This window comes from Mycoplasma anseris ATCC 49234 (assembly GCF_000702805.1).
GTDB lineage: Bacteria > Bacillota_I > Bacilli_A > Mycoplasmatales > Metamycoplasmataceae > Metamycoplasma > Metamycoplasma anseris.
On the sequence record NZ_JNJX01000005.1, the window covers coordinates 38,441 to 56,034 of the forward strand.

Annotated in this window: 17 protein-coding genes and 2 tRNA genes; 15 read left to right on the top strand and 4 right to left on the bottom strand. The window is 25.5% G+C overall.

All coding sequences use genetic code 4. The features are described from left to right. Positions 1 to 58: 58 nt before the first annotated feature. Both T401_RS06715 and T401_RS0101600 read right to left on the bottom strand, forming a co-directional pair. Positions 59 to 484, bottom strand: a complete 426-nt coding sequence (locus tag T401_RS06715; protein WP_033178742.1) for a bis(5'-nucleosyl)-tetraphosphatase — start codon at positions 482 to 484, stop codon at positions 59 to 61. Positions 485 to 552: 68 nt separating this feature from the next. Further along, a complete protein-coding gene (locus T401_RS0101600) occupies positions 553 to 1,029 on the bottom strand; it encodes a hypothetical protein (protein WP_145960549.1) in 477 nt (158 codons plus the stop codon). Positions 1,030 to 1,168: 139 nt separating this feature from the next. On the opposite strand from T401_RS0101600, the gene dnaX reads away from it, so the two are divergent. The 7 genes from dnaX (at position 1,169) to T401_RS0101635 (ending at position 6,482) form a co-directional block, all read left to right on the top strand. Then, on the top strand, positions 1,169 to 3,211 hold the full coding sequence (dnaX, locus tag T401_RS0101605) for a DNA polymerase III subunit gamma/tau (protein ID WP_052169650.1): 2,043 nt from the start codon (positions 1,169 to 1,171) through the stop codon (positions 3,209 to 3,211). A 15-nt stretch (positions 3,212 to 3,226) separates the two neighbouring features. Further along, a complete protein-coding gene (locus T401_RS0101610; protein WP_033178762.1) occupies positions 3,227 to 3,520 on the top strand; it encodes a YbaB/EbfC family nucleoid-associated protein in 294 nt (97 codons plus the stop codon). Further along, on the top strand, positions 3,520 to 4,113 hold the full coding sequence (locus tag T401_RS0101615; protein ID WP_033178745.1) for a toprim domain-containing protein: 594 nt from the start codon (positions 3,520 to 3,522) through the stop codon (positions 4,111 to 4,113). Before T401_RS0101610 ends, T401_RS0101615 begins: the two co-directional genes overlap by 1 nt. A gap of 10 nt (positions 4,114 to 4,123) precedes the next feature. Continuing rightward, on the top strand, positions 4,124 to 4,768 hold the full coding sequence (gene tmk / locus T401_RS0101620; protein ID WP_033178746.1) for a dTMP kinase: 645 nt from the start codon (positions 4,124 to 4,126) through the stop codon (positions 4,766 to 4,768). Then, positions 4,769 to 5,659: a DNA polymerase III delta subunit-related protein gene (locus tag T401_RS06720; protein ID WP_033178747.1), complete on the top strand. Its 891-nt coding sequence runs from the start codon at positions 4,769 to 4,771 to the stop codon at positions 5,657 to 5,659. It abuts the gene before it with no gap. After that, positions 5,649 to 6,362, top strand: a complete 714-nt coding sequence (gene rsmI / locus T401_RS0101630) for a 16S rRNA (cytidine(1402)-2'-O)-methyltransferase (RefSeq protein ID WP_033178748.1) — start codon at positions 5,649 to 5,651, stop codon at positions 6,360 to 6,362. Before T401_RS06720 ends, rsmI begins: the two co-directional genes overlap by 11 nt. 43 nt (positions 6,363 to 6,405) lie before the next feature. Further along, positions 6,406 to 6,482, top strand: a tRNA-His gene (locus T401_RS0101635). A 46-nt stretch (positions 6,483 to 6,528) separates the two neighbouring features. Here T401_RS0101635 and rmuC read toward each other — a convergent pair. Continuing rightward, positions 6,529 to 7,974, bottom strand: a complete 1,446-nt coding sequence (rmuC, locus tag T401_RS0101640) for a DNA recombination protein RmuC (RefSeq protein WP_033178749.1) — start codon at positions 7,972 to 7,974, stop codon at positions 6,529 to 6,531. Between the two features lie 130 nt (positions 7,975 to 8,104). On the opposite strand from rmuC, the gene T401_RS06725 reads away from it, so the two are divergent. The 8 genes from T401_RS06725 (at position 8,105) to T401_RS0101680 (ending at position 16,839) form a co-directional block, all read left to right on the top strand. Continuing rightward, positions 8,105 to 8,776 carry a hypothetical protein gene (locus tag T401_RS06725; RefSeq protein ID WP_033178750.1) on the top strand — a complete coding sequence of 224 codons (672 nt, stop codon included), beginning with the start codon at positions 8,105 to 8,107 and terminating at the stop codon, positions 8,774 to 8,776. Further along, a complete protein-coding gene (locus tag T401_RS06730; protein WP_033178751.1) occupies positions 8,754 to 9,638 on the top strand; it encodes an HAD-IIB family hydrolase in 885 nt (294 codons plus the stop codon). Before T401_RS06725 ends, T401_RS06730 begins: the two co-directional genes overlap by 23 nt. Before the next feature lie 8 nt (positions 9,639 to 9,646). After that, a complete protein-coding gene (locus tag T401_RS06735; RefSeq protein ID WP_033178752.1) occupies positions 9,647 to 10,864 on the top strand; it encodes a hypothetical protein in 1,218 nt (405 codons plus the stop codon). A 1-nt stretch (position 10,865) separates the two neighbouring features. Next, positions 10,866 to 11,972, top strand: coding sequence for a HipA family kinase (locus tag T401_RS06740; RefSeq protein ID WP_033178753.1), 1,107 nt, complete (start codon positions 10,866 to 10,868; stop codon positions 11,970 to 11,972). A 1-nt stretch (position 11,973) separates the two neighbouring features. Then, on the top strand, positions 11,974 to 14,796 hold the full coding sequence (gene uvrA / locus T401_RS06745; RefSeq protein WP_033178754.1) for an excinuclease ABC subunit UvrA: 2,823 nt from the start codon (positions 11,974 to 11,976) through the stop codon (positions 14,794 to 14,796). Between the two features lie 55 nt (positions 14,797 to 14,851). Further along, on the top strand, positions 14,852 to 15,796 hold the full coding sequence (gene lgt / locus T401_RS0101670; protein ID WP_033178755.1) for a prolipoprotein diacylglyceryl transferase: 945 nt from the start codon (positions 14,852 to 14,854) through the stop codon (positions 15,794 to 15,796). 3 nt (positions 15,797 to 15,799) lie between these two features. Then, positions 15,800 to 16,699 carry an NAD(P)/FAD-dependent oxidoreductase gene (locus T401_RS0101675; protein WP_033178756.1) on the top strand — a complete coding sequence of 300 codons (900 nt, stop codon included), beginning with the start codon at positions 15,800 to 15,802 and terminating at the stop codon, positions 16,697 to 16,699. 65 nt (positions 16,700 to 16,764) lie between these two features. Next, positions 16,765 to 16,839: transfer RNA gene (locus T401_RS0101680), tRNA-Arg, on the top strand. Here T401_RS0101680 and T401_RS03490 read toward each other — a convergent pair. Beyond that, the coding region (locus tag T401_RS03490; protein ID WP_033178757.1) for a hypothetical protein at positions 16,840 to 17,594 on the bottom strand (755 nt) is incomplete at its 5' end.

A 17,594-nucleotide genomic window follows, 5' to 3' on the forward strand; every position in this document is an offset into this window, starting at 1 on the left:
TCTTATTTTTTTACTCATTTTGTTATGTGTTTTTTATAAAAATACAAAATTTTGTATTCTAAAATTTTTTTAAAAAATTATTTTTGAAATAAAATTCAATTGCTTTATTAAGAATTTTTACATCTTCTTCATAAGTAATTCTTGATTTAGCATTTTTTATATTTACTCATTCAACAACTTTAATTTCCTCTTCTTGATTAATTAATTGAAATGAAGTGGGTAGCCCAATAAAATAAATAACATCTTTTATAGTTAATAAATATGGCGAATAAGTGTTAACTTCTTTAAAATCATCTAAAATTTTTATATCAATATTTGTTTCTTCTTTTACTTCTCTAATTGCTGTTTCTTTTTCAGTTTCAGCTGGCTCGACATGACCTTTTGGGAAACCTCAATGACCAGCATTTTGTTCCACTAATAAAACTTCTAATTGTGAGCCATTATTTTTAAAAACAATAGCTCCACAAGATTTTTCTTTTCTCATATTCCCCTCTTAGTTATATATTTAAATGCTATCACATTAAAAATAGAAAAACCTAAAAAGTTTGATGGTTATGACTTTTTAGGTTTTTTAACTGTGTGAATTGAAATTAAAATGGTTGCAGGAATGCTTAAAATAATATTTAAAGAAAGAGCAAGGTTTAAGGTTAAAATAACTTTATTAACTTTTGGTAAAACTTGATTTATTGGTAAAGGTTTTTTTGTTGAATGTGTTTTAGCAATATCAGTGTTAATATTACCAAATACAATCACTATTATAATTAAACCAATACTAATGATTAATAAAATTGTGCTTATAATAAAGATACTTTTTAATAATTTGGTCTTATCATTAGCTTTATATTCTAATGAATATAAAAAGTAATAACAAAATGTTAGTGTACTTGGAGCTAAAATCAAAATTATTAAAAAAGTAACAAGGTTTTGGTTTATAGCAAAAAGATTTAAAATATTAAAAAGACTTAAAAGAATAATAGAAAAAATACTACTTAAAACTAGCAAAATCAAAAAGCTAATATTTTTTTTCAAATTCCCTCGTTTTTCTATAATTTTTCCTAAATTCATAATTTACCTCTTTGAATCTTTAATATTATAATAAAATGGTTGTTTTTTTTGTTTCAATTGGTAAAATATAAATAATCTTTTTAATAAGGAAGGAAAAATTAAAATGGATCAAAAATATTTAGCTTTTTATCGCCAATACCGCCCACAAAAATTTGATGAAATTGTTGGCCAAGAACATATTGTTAGAACACTTATTAATATTATTAATACAAATAAAATTTCGCATGCTTATTTATTTTGTGGTCCACACGGCACCGGGAAAACTTCTATTGCCAAAATTTTTGCTAATACTATTAATTGTGAACATTCAAATTCAAAAATTGTTCCTTGCAAAGAATGTATCAAAAATATTGATCGTAATTTAGATTTAATTGAAATTGATGCAGCATCTAATACTGGAGTTGATGACATTCGTGATTTAAGAGAAAAAATTAAACATTCTCCTACTCATTCTAAATATAAGATTTATATTATTGATGAGGTTCATATGCTTTCTAAAGGAGCTTTTAATGCTCTTTTAAAAACCTTAGAAGAGCCTCCTAAACATGCTATTTTTATATTAGCAACAACTGATCCTCAAAAAATCCCTTTAACAATCCTAAGTAGAGTGCAAAGATTTAACTTCAAGAAAATTGAAAACAAGGAAGTTGCAAATCACTTAAAATTAATTTTTGAAAAAGAACATATTCAAATTGAAAATGATGCTTTAGAATTGATTGTCAAATTAGGAAATGGAAGTTTAAGAGACGCGTTAAGTATTGCCGACCAAATATCAATTTATACTGCTGGTGACATTATAAAAAGTAAATACATTGAAGAATTATATGGTCTAACTAATGTAAAAAATGTAATTGATTTATTAAATTTTGCTTCTAATCATGATTATAAAAATTCCATTGAGCTATTTAATAATTTGATTCAATCTGGTGCTAATATTGAGAGATTATTTAACCAATGTATTGAAATTTTAAAGAATTTTGTTATTTATTCTAAAACCCAAAGTATTGATTTAATTCAAACTAATAGTATCAATGATTTACAAAACTTAAAAATTTCAGTAGATAAAACATATGAGTTTATTAATGAATTGGTTGAGGGTTTAAAACAAATTAAATATAGTGATACACCTCAACAAATGGCGGAATTAACATTAATTAAAATGGCTTCAATTAGAACACATGATGAAAATTATGTTAATGAAATAATTGGTCACAATTCAAATAATTTGGAACAAGAAAAACCAAAGGATTTCGAATTAATTGATGATGATATAGAAACGATTGATTTAAATCCTGAACAAACCAATGATTTTGTTTTAAATGAAAAAGAATTCGGTGATCAAAATAAGAATGCAAACAACGTTAATTCCTTCTTTAATTTATCAGACATTGCTAATTCATATAAAGTTAAAACAACTGAAATTAATGTTGATGAAATTCTTGAAAAAACTTCTGAAATTATTATTGATGAAACAACTAAAGAAATTGATCAAAGTGAGATTGAAGATTCAATTATCTCTTCTGCTAATATTGATGATTTAGATTCATTAGAAGACCAAGGAATTAACAATGATTTAATAATTAATAATTCATTTAAGTCTGAAGAACCAGAGAACTTATTAGAAATAAAAAGTCCTAAATTAGTGGATTTTGAAAGAATTATTGATTGTATGGTTTTACACCAACTAGAGAAGGTTCAAATTAAAAATGATCCAAATAAATTAGATATTCATTCTCAAGATAAAATTAATTTCTCAATGAGGGATCAAAAATTATTGAAAGAAAAAGATAATTTAATTAAAGACTTATTAAAAAACATGACATATAAAGCATCAGCAAACGATTTTGTTTTATTTACAAGCAGTATTGACGAAGAAGTATATAAATTAAATGAAAGCGCTTATCAAAAACATATTGTTACTTCAGCAGTTCATTTATTTGGAAGATTTGTTCATTTAATTGCTGTTACTTCCAAACAGCTTGAAGAAGCAAAACAATATTGAATTGAAAATAGAAATGAACTAAAAAATAGACAAATCAAACCATTTGAAGAACTTAAATCCAAATATGATACCAAAGCCAAGGAATTAGAAAAATTAGGTGAATCATTATTTGGCGACAAGTTTTCAATAAAAGAAGAAAAATAAGGAGAAAATATGGCAATGAACATGAATGAAATGCTTAAAAAAGCAAAGAGATTGCAAGCCGAAATGGATGCAAAAGAAAAAGAAATTCAAATTAAAGAATTTTTAGTTGAGAAACAAGGAATTTCAGTTGTAATTTCAGGTTTAAGAAAAATTAAATCTATAAAAATTAATGAAGCATTAATTGACCCAGATGATCCGGAATTAGTCCAAGATTTAGTAATGCTAGCAGTAAATGAAGCATTAGAAAAAGTTGATGAAGCTTATTCAGAATTAGAAGATCAATATAGTGCTTCAGGATTACCTTTTTAATGGAAAATCAAAAAATTTTTGAATTAGAATTAATATTGAAGAAAATTCCGGGTTTTTCAAAAAAACAAATTCAAAAAATAATCGATTATTTAATTAATTCTAATAAACAAGAAATTGATTCATTAATCAATGCTATTCAAGATTTCAAAGAGAACATCAATAAATGTGAATATTGTAATAATTTATTAGCATATGTTAAAGATTGCATTATTTGCAATGATAAGAATCGTGATAAAAAATTATTAGTTGTTGAACAATATCGTGATATTGAAAAATTTGAAGATCTAAAAATTTTTAATGGTTATTATTTTGTTTTAGAAGGACTATATAAATTAAAAAATAATGACCAAAATATTCTTAACAACATTGACAAACTATTGAAAATAATTGATAAATATGATGAAATCATTTTAGGATTATCTGCAACTTTGGAAGCCCAATTTTGTATGCAATATTTGCAAAAATATATAAAATCCAAATACCCAAAAGCAAATGTTTATCAATTATCAATGGGTATTCCTCTTGGAGCAAGTGTTGAATATGTTGATTCAATTACTTTAAAACAATCATTAATCAACAAATTAAAAATGTAAAGGAAATTTTATGAAAACAAAATCAGGTAAATTCATAACAATTGAAGGAATGGACGGAGCAGGGAAAACAACAATATTAAAAATGTTAAAAGCTCATTTAGAAAAACAAAATATTCTTGATAAATTTGTTTTCACTAGGGAACCGGGAAGTGCTTATTCAAAAGAAGCAGAAAAAATCAGAGAATTAATTCTAGACAATGATAATGAGTTTTCACCAATGGTAGATGCATTATTGTTTGCTGCTTCAAGAAGATTGAATTTAGAAAAAGCAATTTGACCGGCTCTAAAAGAGGGTAAAAACATTATTAGCGATCGTTATTGACATTCTTCTTTTGTTTATCAAGGAGTATTAGGAGGAGTAGGTTTAAAAAATGTTAAGAAAATAAATGAAATTGCTACCAATAATACCAAACCTGACTTTGTAATTTTTTTAGACTTAGAACCAGAAATTGTAATTCAAAGATTAACTAATTTAAGAGATTCCAGAGACCGTTTAGAAAAAATTGATATTACATATTATAAAAAATTAAGACAAGCTTATAAAGAGGCAATTGAAGTTGACCAAAATTCATTTGAAGTGATTGATGCATCTTGTGATATAAAAGAATTATTTAATCAAGTTTTACAAGTATTTCAAAAAAAAGGTGTTTTATAATTGAAAAATAATCATTTTTATACCATTATAAACAATGCAGAAAACACAGATAAATGAAGTCAAGTTTATTTATTATCAGCACAACCTAGTGTTGATTTTTCGAAATATTTAGTTTATTTCTTAAATCTAGTCAACAAAGAAAATCAACTTCTTTATAATGAATTTTTTAAGTGTGATGGATATTACTTAACTTCAGGTAGAAATAAAAATATTTTAAAATCAGATATTATAAATGTGATAAATAAAATTACTGAAAGCAATTTAAATGTTCATAAGAAAAAAATTTGAGTTATTGAAAATATTGAGAATGGGAATTCACATACCTTGAATGCTTTATTAAAATTTCTTGAAAATCCTCCAAGAAATTTAATTGTCTTAATGACAACCAATAATTCAAACAATGTTTTAAAAACAATTAAATCCAGAGCTTTTGAAATTATTATCCATAAAGAAATTCCGGATGATTTATTTATTGAAGAATATTCAAATTTCTTTAATTTGTTTTTGCAAACTAAAGAAGAATATAGCAAAATAAAAGCACTTTTATCACTTGAAACACTTAATGAACTATACTTAAAATTAAAATTAGCTCCTAAAAACCCATTTGATTTGTTAAGTTTTTTAAAAACCAATTTAAATAGTTCAAATATGAATTATTGGCTAATTTTTATCCAAAATTTCTTTTTAGATATTTTAAAAACAAAAAAAAGGATTTCTAATCCCATTATTTTGAAGTCAAAAAAAGATATTGCTCAATATTTAGAAATTAATTATTTAAATGAATTTATTTTATTGTGTGAAGAAACCAAAAGAATGATTAACAATAATGCAAACTTTATTGTACAAATTGCTTCATTTATTGTTAAATTAGGAGAATTATATGGAATATAAATTAAGTATTGTTGGGACTCCAATTGGGAATTTGGATGACATCACTTTAAGAGCATTAAACACTCTAAAAGAAGCTGATATTATTTTATGTGAAGATACAAGAGTTAGCCAAAAATTGTTAAAGCATTATGATATTACTGATAAAAAAATAATTAGTTATCATAATTTTAATGAAAAAGCAATAAGTCCTAAAATTATTACTTTAATTAAGCAAAAAAATAAAAAAGTTGCCCTAATAAGTGATGCTGGAATGCCATGTATCTCTGATCCTGGTTTTGAAATTATTTATTTAGCTAAACAAAATGGGATTTTTGTTGATGTAATTGGCGGGCCAACTGCCTTAATTCATGCTTTAATTAAGGCAAATTTTGCTAATACATTTACTTTTTTAGGTTTTTTAAAAGATAAAAGTGGAGCAAGACAAAATCAATTAAAAGAATTGATATATGGAACATATGTTTGCTATGTTTCACCTCATAAATTAATAAGTACGATTGAAGATTTTAAGATAATTTTTGATAATAATGTTAAATTATTTTTAATTAAAGAAATGACTAAAATACATGAAATGTCATATGAAGGAACTCCTCAAGAAATTCTAGAATCATTGAATAATGATAATAATATTAAAGGTGAATTTTCATTGGTTTTTTCAATTCTTAAACCTAAAATTGGTAAAGTAAATAAATATGCTAAAAAGTAAAATATAATAAAAACTTTGTTATAATTAATTAGCAAATTAAATGGCGTTCGTGGCGAAACGGCTAACGCATCGGGTTGTGGCTCCGACATTTCGAGGGTTCGACTCCCTTCGAACGCCCCATTTTTTTTATTTCTTTTTTAATTAAAAAAATGACATAATAGTCATTTTAATTTTCTATTGAATCATCATCGACTTCCAAATATAAATTGTCATCCTCTTGATTTTCTTCATTATTAAGATCAAAGATGGCTTTTTTATTTGCTAATTTTATTTTATTATTAACTGTTGTTGCTATACGCATGGCAGTTTGAATTTCTTTGTTAACATTTAAATTACTTTTTTGAACTTTTTCCATATGTGAGATGATTGATTCATAATTTTTATTAATATATCCCATTAATTCTTGAACTGATTTAATGTTATTCATAATATTTTGGCTTTGAGTATAAATCAAGAAGTTTCTTATTGATGGCATAATGGTTGAAGGACCAGTTACAATAACATGGTAGTTATATCAAATTTTACTAATTTCTTCCATCTGACTAACTGCTTCAGCATAAATGGCTTCAGTTGGCAAATATAAGATTGCATAATCTGTTGTCATTCCTTCAATAATATATTTTTCACTAATTGACTTAGCCATAGACTTAATGTCATCAAAGAAAGCTTTCTTAGCCTTTTCTTTATCTTCAATATTTTTGGCATCAACAATTTTTAAATAGTTTTCTAAAGGAAATTTAGAATCAATTGGTAAATACGTCAATTTATTGTTATTATTTTTCATTTTAATAACAAAGTCAACGGCTTCATTGCTTTTTGATAAATTAACTTGTTTGTCTCATATATCTTGTGAAGAAAAATTATTTCTTAAAAGATTTTCTAGATTCAATTCACCAAAATTTCCTCTTGTTTTAGAATTATTAAAAGCCTTATTTAAATCGGAAACATTGCTTTGTCAAGATTCAAATTTAGTAATATTATTCTTTAAGGAATCCATTGATTCTGAAACCATTTTAAAATGCTGATCTAAATCTTTTTGTAATTTTGATTTAAAATGTTCATTGATTTCATTATTGATTTTTTGAATTTGATCATTTGCGTTTTCAATGAAATTATTTAACATTGAATTAATTTTTTCATTGGTTTGTTTTTGCAATTCATCAAATTTCTTGGACATTTTTTCATTAAAACTAAAGAAATTATCATTGTTTTCTTTTAATTGCTTAGTACTTTTATCTTCAATTAAATTTTGTAAAATTTGAGTTTTCTTTTCCATCAAGCTAATTGAATCTTCATTGTATTTCTTTAATTCTTTTAATTTATTTTCATCATTATTTGTTATTTTTTCTTGTAAATTGCTTTGTCTGTTTTCACAAATATTGAAATGATTTTCCAATGATGTTTGAACAGTATTTGTCAATACTAAAAAAGTGCTATTTAAGTTCTCAATTTTTTGTTTTAATTCAATAAATGAATCCATTATTTCCACTTCATTTTTCTTATTTTCCTTACTCTTTTTAGAGTTTATTAAATAAATAGTAATAAGAAAAATGGATAATAACAAGGCTAATATGCATATTACTAGAATTGAAATTAATATTGTTTGATTCATAATATCCTCCCCTTTTCTATTTAATAAATTATATTTTAAAATCATTAATTTGACTTTTATATTATAAATTTAAGACTAAAATAGGAATAAAATGGTATTAATAATTTTCTAATTTTAGTAAAATTAGAATATGAAAAAATCCAAACTATTACTATTAGGGGCACCAATAATTCCTCTAGCACCAATGGTGGCTGTTTCATGTGAAAAACCAGCTGATCATAAATTACCAACTAATGATGAAGATCCAAACTATCAAGATGTTGTTAAAGCTCTTCATAAAATTACATTTAATGACTTGAATTTTGAAGAACAAAATCCAGCTGAATGAGATATAAAGAGTTTTTATGATCATTTTATTAATGATACAAACATCCCGAATACAAAATTAAATTTAAAATCAAATTCGGATTTTTATAAATCAGTTGGTGGAAAAGCTGAATTTGAAAAAAAATATGAAATTTATTTTAGTGCCGCTATTATAAATGAATTAGATATTTCATTTTCAGCATGATTAGCGCCTAAAGGCAATAAAAAGGACTACACATTTAAAGGAAAACTTTATAAAAATTATTTCTATTATGAAAGGGCACAATTTAAAGTTTCTGGATTTAGTGGAGATAAAGAAAAAAGAGCTAAAAAAGAACATGATGAAAAGGTCTGAAATATTGTAAGAATTTCAGTTCCAACCATTGTAGCAGTTGGAGTAGCAATTTTTGTTATTATTCAAATTATTAGGAAAAAGAAAGGCTTAATTAAAAATAAAGGAGCAAAGAAATATCATGGCTGAAGACGTAATAAATAACAAAAAACCAATTGTTTTTTCAGATGTTGATGGCACAATTTATAATAATTTTATTCCTCAACAGGAGACAATTGAAGATATTAAATTTTTAATTGAAAATGGTGGGGACTTTAATATCTGCACTGGTAATCCTTGTTTTCAAAGAATGTTTTGGTTATCAGAAAGATTAAATGCAAGATATATTATTGGTTCTTCTGGTTCACAAATATTCGATACGAAGATAAAGAAAATAATTTATTCAAAGCATATTTCAAATAGAATTTTTAATAATATTCTTGATATTTGTAAACAACATGAAATTCAAATGATTTTTTGAGACAACGAAAATTATTATTACTTATTTGATTGACCCATCAATGACATAATTTTTCAATATCATTTTGAAGATCTAAAAGTTAAAAAAGAATTTCCTAAAAAATATGATTTTGAATTTATTGAACCAGTTAAGATTGAATTATACCCACACAATGATGCCGATCAAAAAGAATTAAATCAAATATATTCAATAATCAAAGACTTAAAGGAATTAAAAATAATTCAAACAGCAGCCTTAATTGAAATTGAAGCAGAATTAATCGATAAAGGAAGTGCAATTCAATGAATGATGAGTAATATCTACGCAAATGAAGAGACTAAATTAGAAGATGTAATGGCAATTGGAGACGGAAACAATGATGTTCCAATGATAAAATTAACAAATTTCGGATATGCTTTGGCAAATTCAAATCAAAATGTTCATAATGTAGCCCATTTTTACACTAGTTCTGTGGAGCAAAATGGGGTAGGCGAAGCAATTATTGATTATTTATATCGTTTAAAACATATTGTTAAGAAATATTTATTACATGACTTTAAAAAATAGGAGAAAACATGTTTAAAAAATTACCAAATTATAAAATTACTTTAGAAGGTTTAAAGCACATTTCGCCATTTCAAGACGGAACATATTCAAAAAAAATCTTGTATATAAAAACCAAGAACTTTTTAGAAATTGATAATTATGAATTAACAATAAATAGTTCAATGACTTTGGAGGAATTAAATTTAATTATTTTAAATTCTTTTGAATTGATGAATAATGAAATTTTATCTTGATTCACATTTGAATATCAATCAAGTATTGATGAAGTTTTTAAACTATATTTTTTACCCGAATCAATCAAAATGGATGTTCCATATTTTAAATCATTGATTTCAAATTTTAGATCAGCCGATACTAGCTTATACAGTGTATGAAATAATATAAAAGCTTTAGATAATGATAATGCTTTAAGTGCTAGCAAACCAATTCTAAAATTCAATATTGTTTTAAAAAATGGTGTTTTATTAGGATTCAATGTTAAATTGAAAGAAACTAAGGAAGAAAAATTTGCATTTTCAGACTTTTCGATTAAATGCAATGGAGATTTTGTGTTTGATTTAAAGAGTGAAGATATAAAAAAAATTGAAGAACCTTTTGTTAATAGCAAGAAAAAAACTAATTTAAATTTAAATAAAGTGATTGACAAAAAACTTCAAATAAAACCAGTAGCAAATAAAATTAAAGCAATGGAAATAATTAATAAAATTGAACAATTAAAAGCCAAAAATAATTCAATATTCCCAGAAAATAATGAAGATATTTCAATTGAAATTGGTGCTGAAAGTAAAGATATTGAAATGGGTGATATGGTTTTCTTCGTTGGTTTAAAATTATTAGATGAATATCAAGCTGAATTCAATGAAAAACATTCAATAAGAAAACCTTTTGATTATGAAGAAGAATTACCTGAATTTGCTCCTGGTATGCCTTCATTAGAAGATATGGTTGAAGAACTATATGAATCAGCTAAAATGATGGGTGTTGAAGATGATAATATTGTAGAATATTTCTTAAATTCTTATAATCAATTTAAAGAAATCAATTTAGGTTGACAAAGCGCCGATCCTGAGGCAACTAAGTTTTATGAAGATTTAATAATTTCCAAATTAAAAACATTAATGGATGCTAAGAATAAGGATAGAGCCAAGAAACTTAAAACACCTAAAAAAGTGGTTGAAGATAAAAAAGAAGACAAATCAGATTTAAAGGATTTAGATATTAATTAATATGTTTAAAATAAAAATTAGAGATAAAGATTGCTTCTCTTTTTTTATTAAAGAGGATAGCCAAGAATTTTATGATTGAAAGATTTTAAATCCTAAACTTGAAGAATTTGTTAATAAATTTCAAATTTCACCTTCAAATTTAATTAAATACATTTTAATCGATCGTAAATTCCCAGAAAAAAGATACTCATTTTCAGCAAAATGAGATTTTTATAAGTTCTCTAATTTTTTAAATTTGTCGGATAATTTTTGAATTACAAATGATTCAAATAAAAAATTTATAGATGTTAATTTATTTGATACATTTAAGAACGAACAAATTGATTTTATTGAAAAAGAACCTTTTAAAAAACAAGAAAATCCAGCTTTTTTTACTAATGGTAATTTAAAAAAATGTTGATTTATTAAAGAAAACCAACAATTTTTAGTTAAACAAAATTCAAATTCAATCAATTCAAAATCAATGCTAGAATCATATAGTGAATTTTTTTCTTCTCAATTGGCTAAACATTTAGGATTAGATTCAGTCGAATATGATTTAATAAAATTTCAAAAAAACACTTTATCGATTTGTAGGAATTTTGCTAATAAAGATGCTTCATATCTGCCTTTAAGTGTTTTTGTAAAAGAAACAGAAAAAGTTAACCAAAAACTTTTAAATAAATTAGAAAAAATTATTGGAAAAAATTTCTTTGAGGATTTGATGCTATTTGATGCTCTTATTTGTAATACTGATCGTCATCTAGGGAATCTAGGCATTTTGATTGATGAAGAATTTAATGTTATTAAAAATGCTCCTATTTTCGATAATGGGAATAGTTTATTTTTTGATATTAATATCTATGATGATAATATGATTGAAACATATATTAATAATTACGGAAAAAACAAAGCTAAGCTTTTTAAAACTTTAGATGACCAAATGAAATATTATTTACGTCCTAGACATGTAATCTGAATTAATAAATTAAAAAAATTTAAATTTAAACAACATAGTCATTGCAAATTAAAATCCAGTATTTTTAAAAGAATTCAAAAGGAATTTAAACAACGTGTTAGCTTTTTAGAATCGCTGTATAAAGAAAAATTTAATAAAGACAAGGAGTAATATGAATAATAAAATAATTGTTAAAGGTGCTAAGGAAAACAATTTAAAAAATATTGATGTAACCATTCCTAGAAACCAATTTGTTGTCTTTACTGGAGTTAGTGGTTCTGGTAAATCTTCATTAGCTTTTAATACTATTTATGAAGAAGGAAGAAGAAGGTATGTCGATAGTCTTTCAAGTTATGCTAGACAATTTTTAGGAGGAACAAAAAAACCTAATGTAGAAAGTATAGAAGGGCTTTCTCCGGCCATTTCTATTGAACAAAAAACTGTTCATAATAATCCAAGAAGTATTGTAGGAACAGTGACTGAAATTTATGATTATTTAAGATTGTTATATGCAAGAGTTGGTAAACCTTTTTGTCCTAATCATAAACATGAAATTACTGCCCAAAGGTCAAAAGACATTATTAATAATATTTTTAAATATGAAGAAGGAACAAAGATTTATATTCTTTCCCCAATGGTTTTAAATGAAAAAGGTTCACATCAATTTTTATTAAATAAATTAAAAAGAGATGGCTTTTTGAGGGTAAAAATCAATGGCACAATCTTTTTATTAGAAAATGAAATTGTCTTAGATAAGAATAAAAAATGAACTATTGAAGTTGTAATTGATCGAATTGTTCTTAATAATGAAAACAAATCAAGAGTAAGTCAGGCTGTTGAAATAGCTTTGGAATTATCAAATGGTTTGGTTTCGTTAGAAGTAATTGATTCAAAAATTGAAAAACAAACTTTTTCAATTTTCCATAGTTGTGAATATGGAGATTTTGACATGCCTAAAATTGAACCGAAATTATTTTCATTTAACTCCCCATACGGAATGTGTAATGAATGTAAAGGAATTGGTTTAATCCAACAAGCTGATTTTGATTTAATATGTCCTGATAAAACACTTTCTATTAATGAAGGGGCAATCAAATATTTTAAAAATTTAATAAATACCACTAATTTAGAATGACAAGAATTTCAAGTTTTATTAAGACATTATGATATTGATATGAATAAACCAATTGAAGAATTAAGCAGACGAGAGATCGAGATTATTAAATATGGTTCAGATGAACAAATTACTTTTAGTTTACAAAGTTCGACCACTAAAAGAGTAGTTACAAGAACTATTGAAGGAATTGTTGATAAATTGGAAAGAAGGTATTTAGAAACTTCTTCAGAAGAGGCTAGAAGCTATTACAAAAAATATTTATCTGATATTGATTGCAAAGTATGTAAAGGGCAACGACTAAATAATTTTGCTTTAGCAGTTAAAATTGCTGGCTTAAACATTTATGAAATTTCAAATAAATCAATTGAGGAATTAAATGAAATTATTAATAAATTAGAATTGTCTTCAATTGAACAAGAAATTAGCGAATTAATTATTAATGAATTGAAACATCGTTTAACATTTTTAATTGATGTTGGTTTGCAATATTTGACATTAAATCGAAAAGCTGAAACTTTAAGTGGAGGCGAAGCCCAAAGAATAAGATTAGCAACTCAAATTGGCGCAAATTTAACTGGGGTTTTATATGTTTTAGACGAGCCTTCAATTGGATTGCATCAAAAAGATAATCAAAAACTTCTTAATTCTTTAAGACACATGGTTGATATTGGAAATAGTTTAATAGTTGTAGAACATGATGAAGAAACAATTCGCCAAGCTGATTTTATTGTTGATATTGGTCCAATGGCTGGAGAACATGGTGGCAATATTGTTGAATCAGGAACAATTGAAGAAATTAAAAATAATCCGTCATCAATCACTGGTAAATATCTTTCAGGTGAATTAATTATTAATATCCCCAAAAAAAGAAGAAGTGGCAATGGAAAAGTTTTGGAACTTAAAAATGCCAAAACAAATAATTTACAAAACGTTTCAGTTAAATTCCCATTAGGAAAATTAATTGCCATTACTGGAGTCAGTGGTTCAGGAAAAAGTAGTTTAATCAATGAAGAACTTATGAATAGAGTTTCTAATTATTTAAACAACCCATTGTATGACATAAGAAGGGATAAAAACTTAGTTGGACAATTGAATATTGATAAAATTATTCAAATAACTCAAAGTCCAATTGGAAGAACGCCACGTTCGAATCCAGCTACTTATACAAGTGTTTTTGATGATATTAGAGAAGTTTTTTCAAACATTGAAGAAAGCCGAATAAGGGGTTATCAAAAATCTAGATTCTCTTTCAATGTATCAGGTGGTAGATGTGACAAGTGTGAAGGTGATGGAGTAATTAAAATTGAAATGCATTTTTTACCAGATGTTTATGTGCAATGCGACCATTGCGATGGTAAAAGATATAATGCTGAAACTTTAGAAGTTAAATATCATGGCAAAAATATTAATGATGTCTTAGAAATGACAGTAGAACAAGCTCATACCTTTTTTATTAACAAAGCAAAAATTGCTGATAAATTAGCAACTTTAATGGATGTTGGTTTAGGCTATATTAAATTAGGTCAATCTGCAACCACTTTAAGTGGTGGTGAAGCTCAAAGAATTAAATTAGCAACATATTTACAAAAAAAACCAACTGGTAAGACCCTTTATTTATTAGATGAACCCACAACCGGACTACATTCTTTTGATGTTCAAAATTTATTGAATGTATTAAATAGAATTGTTGATAATGGAGATACAGTAATTGTAATTGAACATAATTTAGACATCATTAAGAATGCTGATTATATTATTGATTTAGGCCCTGATGGTGGAAACGGAGGAGGAAGAATTATTGCTTCAGGAACTCCAGAACAAGTAGCTGAATCTGAAATTTCATATACAGCAGAATATTTAAGAAAAATCCTTAAATAAAACATTATTACTTAATAATGTTATAATTAAATTTATTTATTCAAAAGGAGAAATTATGTCAACACATATAGAAGATTTTGCTGGTGTGCAGTTAAAAGTTGGGCCTTTTTATGTTTATTCACTTTGCATTATGCTTGGAATGCTTTCTTCAATTTTAACTGTATTATATTTTTGAAGACGAGAAAAATATTCATTTGAACAATTCTCAATTTTAGTTTTAATCGCCCTACCAACAGCTATTATTGGGGCTAGAGCCTTCTTTATTATTCAACAGGCTATTGATCACAATTGAGAAACTGTAAAACGCTTTTATGCAATTTGAGAAGGTGGTTTATCAATCCATGGTGGTGTTATTACAGCAACTACTTGTTGTGTGCTTTACATTTTATTTTCAAAAAACAAAAAGAAAATTGATTTAAGAAAAGCATTTACTATTATTTTACCAGCTGTTTTAATTGGTCAAACCATTGGTAGATGAGGAAACTTTGCTAATCATGAAGTTTATGGCGGTGTTATGGAAGTAGAATCATTAGCCTTTAGAATCTTACCTGAATTAATTAGGTCACATATGTTTATTGGCGGTCATTACAGATTCCCACTATTCTTATATGAATCAATTGCAAACTTTGTCGGCTATATCATAATTGTTTGAATTTTAAACTTCTTTAATTGATTAAGACCAGGTACTACTGCTGGAATTTATATTCTTTATTATGGAATCATTAGATTTGGAATGGAGCCATTAAGAGAAGACAACTATACAATATATAAAGTTATTTCTGCTTTATATATTATTACTGGAATTATTTTCATTACTATTTGCGAATTTTTATTAAAATCACAATACAATGTTTATAAGATTAATTTATATAAAAAAGAATGAACTCATAAATATTTCTATTTCATAGTTTATGAAAAGAAACAAGCCTTTGTATTTAATAAGAATACTAAGAAAATTGATATTGATAAAAAGCAACTTGAATTAGCTTTGAATAAATAATTTATGTATGATACTTTAATTATTGGTGCTGGTCCTGCTGGACTTACCGCCGCTTTATATCTATCAAGAAATAATTTAAAGGTTGCTTTTATCGAATCTTATATGCCTGGTGGCAAAATGGCAGAACAAAGTAAAATTGAAAATTACCCAGGTTATGATTTTATTTCAGGTCCTGAAATTTCTATTAAAATGCTAAATCAAGCCAAATTAAATGGCGCTGAATTTATTTATGGCAAAGTAGTTGCTATTAATAATGCCAACGAAAACATAAAAGAAATTGTTTTAGAAAACGGAAACAAATTTCAAACTAAGACAATTATTATTGCAACTGGTATGCAAAATTTAATTCCTCATGAAATTGAAGGAATTAATCAATTTAATCAAAAGGGAGTTTCATATTGTGCTGTTTGTGATGGTGCATTATATAAAAATAAAATTTGTGGCATCATTGGTGGTGGAAATTCAGCTTTTGAAGAATGTTCTTATTTAGCTTCAATGGCAAAAGAAGTCCATATTTTTGTAAGAGATGGAATTATTGCTGAAAAAAAACTAGTTGAAGATGCAAAAAAACATGACAATATTTTTATTCATGAAAACGCTAGAGTTTTAAAATTAATTGGAAATGAAACTTTGGAAGAAATTGAATATGTTATTGATCAAACCAAAGGCAAAATGCAAATGAATGGTCTTTTTCCATACATTGGTTTCAAACCAAATACTGCATTTTTAAAAGAGCTTGGGATTTTAGATCAATATGGTTTTATTATTGTTGATCAAAACATGGAAACAAAAATCCCTAATATCTTTGCTGCTGGAGATGTTATTCAAAAATCAGTCAGACAAATTACAACAGCTACTTCTGATGGAACTATTGCTGCTAAAGAAATTGGAAACCGAATATAAGAAAAACAAGCCCTCAAGTTATCTTGGGAGCTTGTTTTAGGTTATAATAATTATGTTTTAATAGTGGTCACATAGCTCAGTGGAAGAGCATAAGCCTCCTAAGCTTAGGGTCGCAGGTTCAACTCCTGTTGTGATCGCCATTATTTTTTATTTTTCTTTTTAAAGACAACTAATCCAACTGAAATTCCTATTAATAATAGAATGATTGGTATTGCTACACTCAAAATAATTGTTGTCAAATCTTTATTTTGTGAAGAACTATATTGAGGATTTTTAACTTTTTGAATTATGTCATTAAACTCATTTAATAGCAATGTTAATGCCTCATTTTTTTGTATAGGCGAATCATTCTCATTGTTTATAATATTGTTACAATTTGTTGTTAAACGTTCTAAGCGATTAATATAAAATGGATATTCCTTTAGTTCTTTTTCTTTATATTCATCAACTCTTAATTTTAATTTTTCAAATGCTTGTTTAAATAATTCTGTTTCAATTGTATGGAAATATAATTGTTTGTTTTGCAGTTCAGTGATTTTTAAATCTAATTGTTCGACACTTAATAAATCTAATTCAATATTTAATAATTCATTTATATAATCACTTATTTCACTATCTAATTCTTTTAAATAAATGATTTTCTTGATGTTATTTACATAATCTTCAAATTTAGTTTTAAATTCATTAATAATTGTAATTTTTTTATTCTTTTCCTCTTCATTATTTACAACTGTTTCTTTTTCTTTATTTTCAGATTCACTTGTTTCTGACGAAGAGTCTTTCTTTTCGAAATATTTATGTATTAAATCATAAACTTCTTTGAAATTAAATTGATTATTATTGATTGCTGTTTTTAAATTATTTATTTCAGTGCTTTCTGCATTAACTGAATCTT